A 6,181-nucleotide genomic window follows, 5' to 3' on the forward strand; every position below is an offset into this window, starting at 1 on the left:
TCGCCCCCCCGGCTGTGATTGCCACTTGCGATGATATGGGGGTTTCAGGCGCGGGATCAATCGCTTGTGGCGATCCTGCCCCTGCTCTGTTCCTACCCCCCCTCCGCCCGATACCGCCCCGGGCTCTGGCCGGTCCATTTGCGGAAGGCGCGGTGGAAGGAGCTGGGGTCGGCGAAGCCGGCCGCTGCGGCGGCGTCGGCGACCGAGGCGGTGGGGTCGCGGAGGACGTCGATGGCGATGTCAAGGCGCAGCGCGTCCTTGATCGCCCGGTAGCTCTGGCCCTCGGCCGCCAGGCGGCGGTGCAGGGTGGCGGTGGAGATGCCGAAGGCGGTGGCCAGGCTGTCGATATCCGGCCAGTCGTCGGGGTGCAGGCCGCGCAGATGGTGGCGCACCCGCACCAGCCAGGCATCGGCATTGCGATAGCGCACCAGAATATTGCCCGGCGCCTGTTTCAGAAAGCGGGTCAGGGACCGGCGCGAGCGGTCGATCGGCAGGTCCAGCAGCTCGGCATCGAAGACCAGGCGGCTGTCGGGCTGGCCGAAGCGCAGATCGTTGCAGAACAACCGTCGGTAATCGTCGGTATAGGCCGGCACCCGTGCGCGGACGTCGATCCAGCGGATCGGGATCCGCCGGCCGACCAGCCAGCAGGCGGCGCCGTGCAGCATCAGCCAGATGGTGAAATCGGCGAAGGCGCGCGGCGGGGGCAGGGGCGCCCCGCCGGTGGGGCGGCGGCCGCGCATCACCAGCTGGGCATGGGCGCCATGGCGCAGCAGGCGCAGATCGATATCGTCGAAGACCAGCATCATGAACCGGGTCATGATCCGGATCGCGGCTCCCAGATCCGGCGCTTCGCGCGCGGTGGCGCACATGAAGCCGAAGCTGCCGCGCTTCATCCGCCGCCGGTTCATCGCGAAGAATTCATCGTCCAGCAGCCGGGTCAGCCCGCGCCACAGCCGGGCATAGGTTTCGGCATCCACCCGCGCCCCCGGCCGTGTCAGCCCGACCGGGTCGATGCCGGCCGATCGCAGCACCGGCCCGGTATCCAGCCGCAGCCGATGGGCGCCTTCCAGCGCTTCGGCCACCAGATGGGCCGAAATCGTGCCGGCCGGCACCTCGCTCTCGGCCGAACGCCGTGCGCCGGACCCCGTTTCCGTGGTCATGTGCCCCGCCGGGTTTTCATCCGCCCCCACGTTTTCCCCCGCGCCCTGTCCTGTGGGTCAGGGGATAAACCGGAAGTCGCCCGGCGTAAAGCGGCCAGTGCGGAAAGCGCCGGCCAGACGACCTTGAGGGCCGGACTATGCCTCCGGCCAGGCGGCAAGGGCGAGGTCTGCGATCGCCTCCAGCTTCTCCCGGCTGAACCCGGCCTTCGCCTGCACCGCCATGCCGTGGAGCATGGTCAGAAGAAAGGCGGCAAGCACCTCCGGGCGGGCGGTCGGCGGCAGGTCGCCCTCGGCCTTCGCCCGCTCGAAGCGGGCGGCGAGTTGCGCCTCACCGGCGGCGCGGGCCTCGATCAGCATCCGGCGCACCGGTTCGGCCTCGTCCGATCCGGCAAGCAGCCCGTTGATGCCCAGGCAGCCGGTATGGTCGGGATGGCGGGTGTTGAGGTCGATGGCGCTGAACAGGATATGCCGCGCCACCTCTCGCGCCGTCTTCAGGTCAAGCGCTGCCGGGATGTAGTCCAGATGGCGCTCGTAATAGCGGGCGAGCGCCTTGCGGAACATCTCTTCCTTGTTGCCGAAGGCCGAATACAGCGCCGGCCGTTCCACCCCGGCCGCCCGGGTCAGGTCGGTATAGGACGCACCTTCATAGCCCTTCTGCCAGAACACGCACATCACGGCGTCGAGTGCCTGGTCTACATCGAATTCGCGATGGCGCCCCATCAGCCCGGTCCGGAAATGATCATCGGCTGCATCCTATGCCGCTTGACAGCCCCTGTCCATATTTCATACCAATCATTATCGTAACGATTGGTAATAAATTTGGCGCTCTCACGAGTGCCGGAAACGGAGGTCTCATGTCGAAGATGCCGACGTCGAAGATGCCAGATTCGAAGATGCTGGCGGGCAGGGTGGCGCTGGTCACCGGCGGGTCGCGCGGCCTGGGCGCCGCGGTGGCGCGGGCGCTGGCCGATCAGGGGGCGGATGTGGCGATCAGCTATGTCGCCTCGGCCGACAAGGCTGCGGCGGTGGTGGCCGATCTGAAGGCGCAGGGGGTGCGCGCGGCGGCCTTCCGCAGCGATCAGGCCGACACGGCCGCGGCGGCACCGCTGATCGGCCGGGTGATGGCCGAATTCGGCCGGCTCGACATTCTGGTCAACAATGCGGCGATCTCGGTGCTGGGCCAGATGGTGGACGATCCGGCCGCCGACACGGCCCGGCTCGACCGGCTGTGGCAGACCAATGTCGCGGGGGCCGTGGCGACCACGCGCGCCGCGGCGCCGGTGCTGTCGGATGGCGGCCGGATCGTCTTCATCGGCTCGGCGCTGGGCAGCCGCGTGCCCTTCCCGGGCGTCGCCGACTATGCCGGCAGCAAGGCGGCGATCGCCGGCTATGCCCGCGGGGCGGCGCGTGATCTGGGGCCGCGCAACATCACGGTCAATGTCGTCCAGCCGGGCATCATGCCCACCGACATGGCGGCGGAGGTGGGCGACAGCGTGCCCGATGCGCTGATGGATCTGCACCCCATCCGCCGGATCGCGACGCTGGACGAGGTCGCGGCGCTGGTCTGCTTCCTGGCCGGGCCCCATGGCGGCTACATGACCGGCGATGTGATCGACATCGCCGGCGGCATTCAGGTCTGAGACGCCCCCCGCCTTGCCGCCCCCCGCCTTGCCGCCGATTCGGCATAGGTCACCCGCCGCAGCCGGTTCAGTTCTCCCAGCGGCCGGTGGGCGGCAAGGGCGTTCCAGGGGGTGAAGGCGGTGTCGCGGCCGCGATCCGCCACCACCGGCTGGGGCGGCAGCTCCAGCCGGGCCACGGCGGTGAACGGCCCGGTCCAGCGGGCGATGCCGTCGTCGAGCAGCTCGTGCTCGCCCTGGCGGGGCTGGATCAGGAAATCGAAGCCGATCGGCCCGCGGGCGAAGGCCTTGCGCAGCCGTTCGGCGAAGCTGCCGCCGCGCACATTCCGCCAGGCGGCATCCGGCCGGCACTGAAACTTCATCGCCCCCTGGCCCAGCGCGAAGGGCGCCACCGAATGATAGGTCCGCCCGGCCAGGTCGCGCCCTTTCAGATGGTTGCGCAGCGTATCGGCCATCATCTGCAGATAGTGCAGGCGCGGCCGTCCCCGCGGCATCACCGCGCCGGGCAGCAGCATGCGGGCAAGCGTCGGCTTCAGATGGCCGTCGATCGCCCGGAACAGCACCAGCGCATCGGCGGCATCGCGCATCGGCGGGGTCGGCTGGTCGACCATCACGAAATCCTGCCGGCCGGGCACCGCACCTTCGCAGACCTCGCCCTCTACGTCAGACAGCGCGATCGCCATGCCGCGCGCATCCGGCAGCCGTTCATCCGGCAGCAGCCCGCCCGAAAACCGCACCAGCGCCGGATAGCGCCCCGGCCGGGCGAACAGCCCCTGCGCCAGCGCCGGATCTGCGGGCGGGGTCACGGTGAACACGCCGTCCAGGCAGGCATGTTCCAGCTCGTGGAAGGTGCGGGGCAGCGATCCGTCGGGGCGCGGCAGCTGAAAGGTGCGGCGGAAGATCGTGACCAGTTCGTCGCCGGTGGCATCCAGCGGGCAGCGTGGGGCGTCGGACGGCAAGGCGGTGTCCTCCGGAGCGGTCGGTGATCCGTCAGTCGATCCTGACCGCCCGCCCGCCGGCGCGCAAGCCGGGCAATCAGATCTCGTCCACCACCGCCGTGAAGACATAGCCGCCCAGGCGCACCGTGCGCAGCAGGGCGGGTTCTTTCGGGTCGGCTTCGATCTTCTGGCGCAGCCGGCTGATATGCACGTCGATGCTGCGCTCGATCGGCCCGGCGAGCCCCGCATGGGTCAGCGACAGCAGCTCCTCGCGCGTGATCACCCGGCCGGGATTGCGGCAGAAGGCGAGCAGCAGGTCGAATTCTGTGGTGGTCAGCGCGATGCGGGCGCGGGAGGGGTCGTGCAGCTGGCGGCGCAGCGGGTCGATCTCCCAGCCGTCGAAGCGCAGCCGGCGGCGGCCGTCGGGCAGGGCGGCGCCGTAAGAGGCGCGGCGCAGCAGGCTGCGGATCCTGGCGACCAGCTCCCGCGGGCTGAACGGCTTGGTGACATAATCGTCCGCGCCCACCTCCAGCCCGACGATCCGGTCGATCTCTTCGCCCAGCGCCGTCAGCATGATGATCGGGATGGTCGCGTCGGCGCGCAGGCGCCGGCACAGGCTGATGCCGTCTTCGTCGGGCAGCATCACGTCCAGCACGATCAGGTCGAACCCCTGGCGCGCCAGGGCTGCGGCCATGCCGCGACCATCGCCCACCAGGGTCGCCTGCATGCCGTTTTCCTGAAGCGTCAGGGCCAGCAGCCCGCCGATCCCGGCATCGTCCTCGACGATCAGGATATGGGGCCCCCCACCCGGCTGCATCATCATGCCCTCGTCTCGATCTTCAGAACCGATAGCCCAGCGCCAGCGACAGCCTGGGCTGGACCTTCTCTTCCACCACCGGGCTGTCGGCGGCATCGCCGGTCAGCACGCCCACCCCGGCGGAACCGAACAACATCCAGTTACCGCCGATCATCCAGGTCGCTGTGGTTTCGAAGTCGACCCGCTTCAACCCGGCCTCGGCATCATACCGCGCCAGGCCCGAAGCGGCAGACTGGCGGGGGGTGATGCCGAAATAGCTCTGCATATGCTCGTCATCGGCCATCACCGCGGCCACGCCCGCCGTCAGGGTCAGCCGCTCCGATACCCTCGCCGTATAGTCGAGCCCCAGCGTGCCCGTCAGCCCGTCGCTGCCGCCCAGTGCCCGGTCGACGGTCAGATATACCTCGAAGGGCTCGGGGGTCCAGGCGAGTTTCAGCCCGGCGGTGGCGGCGCCGTCGACATCGCCCAGCCCCTTCAGCCGGTCGGCATCGTCCTGGTCGCGGCCGCGTTCATAGCCGAGCCGGCCCGAGACCGACAGCCGCCCCCAGTGCGCAACGCGCGCCTCGGCCCCGCCGGGCGAGACCGTCAGCCAGTCCTGCCAGGTGAAGATGACCAGCGGCAGGGGCGAGACATCCAGATCCTCGCCGCCTTCGTACTCGGGGGCGAGCCCGGCGCCGGCGCCCAGCACCAGGCTCCAGTCGCGGGCATCGGCACCGGCCGGCGCCAGGCTGAGCAGGGCCAGGGTGGGCGCGGTCAGCAGAAGGGGTCTGTTCCGGAAAGCGAGACGACGCATGACGGCTCCGTGCGACGATGAAGGACCGATGCCTTCTGCTTCCCACATCGCGCCGGCCCCGGGGGTGTCGATTTGTTACGTTTTGTTGCGGCGCACCCGCTGCGGCCCGCGCCATGCGAAGATGGCCGCGCCGCCTCCACCATCCACCCCCGGAGCCGAGATGAAGCGCCTCACCATCCCCCGGCCCACCCTTCAGGTTCAGATCATGGTCATCATCCTGATCGGCCTGGCGGTCGTCGACACTTTCGGCCCGGTTCTGGAACGCCAGATCAAGAATCTGTCCACCCTGCCGGACCTGAAGCAGGTGGCCAGGCAGGTCGGGGTCGTCGCCGATCTGGTGGAGGACAGCCCTCCCGCGGACCGCGACGCCGTGCTTGCTGCGGCGCGGCGGTCGGGCTGGGTTCTGTCCCTCGCCGCCCCCGAGACGGCTGACCGGTTGGTGACCGGACGGCCCGAGGATGGGGTTTTCGACAGGCTGACCAGCTGGTTGTTCATGCCCGAGGACATCGAACCGCCGGTCGGCGGGTGGCGCACCTTCCTGGGTGAGACCCGGGTGATGGTGCTGAAGATCGACCAGGGGCAGACCCTGCTGGTCGCCACCCTCGACCCTGAGCGGATGATCCTGCGCGACGTCTCGGCCCAGGTGCCGTATTACCTGCTGGCGATCGTCACCCTCGGCCTGCTGTTCGCGGTGTTCTCGGGCCGGGTGATCACCCGGCCGCTGCGGCGCATCGCGGCCGCCGCGGCCGAAGCGGATCTGTCTGGCGAGGCCGAGATTTTCGAGGAACGCGGCAGCACCGAGATCGTCACGCTGGCCCGGGCGCTGAACCGCATGC

General features: G+C 69.8%; 7 protein-coding genes. 2 read left to right on the plus strand and 5 right to left on the minus strand.

The genetic code is table 11. From position 1 onward, the window contains the following. Window positions 1–92: 92 nt before the first annotated feature. Together CMO28_RS02680 and CMO28_RS02685 are read right to left on the minus strand one after the other, a co-directional pair. Window positions 93–1,160 carry an AraC family transcriptional regulator gene (locus CMO28_RS02680; protein WP_296709160.1) on the minus strand — a complete coding sequence of 356 codons (1,068 nt, stop codon included), beginning with the start codon at window positions 1,158–1,160 and terminating at the stop codon, window positions 93–95. A 135-nt stretch (window positions 1,161–1,295) separates the two neighbouring features. Next, window positions 1,296–1,880: a TetR/AcrR family transcriptional regulator gene (locus CMO28_RS02685; RefSeq protein ID WP_296709163.1), complete on the minus strand. Its 585-nt coding sequence runs from the start codon at window positions 1,878–1,880 to the stop codon at window positions 1,296–1,298. Between the two features lie 134 nt (window positions 1,881–2,014). Here CMO28_RS02685 and CMO28_RS02690 point away from each other — a divergent pair, with 134 nt between their 5' ends. Next, window positions 2,015–2,800, plus strand: a complete 786-nt coding sequence (locus tag CMO28_RS02690) for an SDR family NAD(P)-dependent oxidoreductase (protein WP_296709166.1) — start codon at window positions 2,015–2,017, stop codon at window positions 2,798–2,800. Here the strand turns inward: CMO28_RS02690 and CMO28_RS02695 are convergent. From CMO28_RS02695 to CMO28_RS02705, 3 genes are all read right to left on the minus strand, one after another. Further along, the gene (locus CMO28_RS02695; RefSeq protein WP_296709169.1) at window positions 2,791–3,756 is read right to left on the minus strand and encodes a hypothetical protein; all 966 of its coding nucleotides are present in this window, start codon (window positions 3,754–3,756) and stop codon (window positions 2,791–2,793) included. The two genes, CMO28_RS02690 and CMO28_RS02695, sit on opposite strands and share 10 nt — an antisense overlap. A 76-nt stretch (window positions 3,757–3,832) precedes the next feature. After that, complete coding sequence (locus tag CMO28_RS02700) at window positions 3,833–4,558, minus strand: response regulator transcription factor (protein ID WP_322111289.1); 726 nt, start codon at window positions 4,556–4,558, stop codon at window positions 3,833–3,835. A 16-nt stretch (window positions 4,559–4,574) separates the two neighbouring features. Beyond that, window positions 4,575–5,345, minus strand: coding sequence for a MipA/OmpV family protein (locus tag CMO28_RS02705; RefSeq protein WP_296709171.1), 771 nt, complete (start codon window positions 5,343–5,345; stop codon window positions 4,575–4,577). A gap of 160 nt (window positions 5,346–5,505) precedes the next feature. Between CMO28_RS02705 and CMO28_RS02710 the strand changes: the two genes are divergently transcribed. After that, the coding region (locus CMO28_RS02710; protein ID WP_296709174.1) for a HAMP domain-containing protein at window positions 5,506–6,181 on the plus strand (676 nt) is incomplete at its 3' end.

This window comes from Tistrella sp. (assembly GCF_002684955.1).
GTDB lineage: Bacteria > Pseudomonadota > Alphaproteobacteria > Tistrellales > Tistrellaceae > Tistrella > Tistrella mobilis.

Bases quoted from the DNA above. Each gene is read 5' to 3' on its own strand.
- CMO28_RS02700 (WP_322111289.1), bottom strand. From the start codon at position 4,558: ATGATGATGCAGCCGGGTGGGGGGCCCCATATCCTGATCGTCGAGGAC.
- CMO28_RS02705 (WP_296709171.1), bottom strand. From the start codon at position 5,345: ATGCGTCGTCTCGCTTTCCGGAACAGACCCCTTCTGCTGACCGCGCCC.
- CMO28_RS02685 (WP_296709163.1), bottom strand. From the start codon at position 1,880: ATGGGGCGCCATCGCGAATTCGATGTAGACCAGGCACTCGACGCCGTG.
- CMO28_RS02690 (WP_296709166.1), top strand. From the start codon at position 2,015: ATGTCGAAGATGCCGACGTCGAAGATGCCAGATTCGAAGATGCTGGCG.
- CMO28_RS02680 (WP_296709160.1), bottom strand. From the start codon at position 1,160: ATGACCACGGAAACGGGGTCCGGCGCACGGCGTTCGGCCGAGAGCGAG.